The sequence below is a fragment of the Blastopirellula marina genome (assembly GCF_002967715.1).
Classification (GTDB): domain Bacteria; phylum Planctomycetota; class Planctomycetia; order Pirellulales; family Pirellulaceae; genus Bremerella; species Bremerella marina_B.
In genome coordinates this window covers 1-537 of record NZ_PUIA01000061.1, presented here as the reverse complement: position 1 = coordinate 537, position 537 = coordinate 1, and the positions used below count along the sequence as shown (strand labels likewise).

Annotated in this window: 1 protein-coding gene and 1 pseudogene; both read left to right on the top strand. The window is 60.0% G+C overall.

Annotation, left to right across the window (positions count from 1 at the left end; genetic code table 11):
* Positions 1-190 (top strand): annotated as a pseudogene (locus C5Y96_RS27470) (rhamnulokinase); the annotation flags it as partial.
* 71 nt (positions 191-261) lie between these two features.
* Positions 262-537, top strand: a 276-nt coding sequence (locus C5Y96_RS19500; protein ID WP_158261326.1) for a Gfo/Idh/MocA family protein, incomplete at its 3' end; no start/stop codon positions are given.

The window sequence follows — 537 nt, the reverse complement described above, 5'->3', positions numbered from 1 at the left end:
CGCCGGACCGACCGAAGCGACGGCGGTCGGCAACCTGATGACGCAAGCGGTGGCGCTCGGCGATGTCGGCAACTTGTGGGACAGCCGCGAGGTGGTCCGCAACAGCTTTTCGGTCTCCGAATATCAACCGCGCAACACCACCGCCTGGGACGAAGCGTACGGGCGATTCCTGAACCTACTTAACAAGTAACGCTAGAGGCCGCCGCAGCGGCCCGGCGACTGCTTTATTACCTACCCAAGCTACCACAGGAGCAAGCAACCATGATTCGCGTTGGACTCGTCGGCGTCGGTTTCATGGGCTGGATTCACTATCTGGCCTACCAAAAAGTTCGTTCGATGAAACTGGCCGCCGTCAGCTCGCGCGATCCCAAACGGCTGAAAGGGGACTGGCGCGGAATCAAAGGGAACTTCGGTCCTCCCGGTGAAAAGATCGACCTGTCTGGGGTCGCTGGCTATTCGTCTTACGATGAACTGCTGGCTGACGACTCGATCGATATGGTCGACCTCTGCCTGCCGCCGGCGATCCATGCCGAGTAC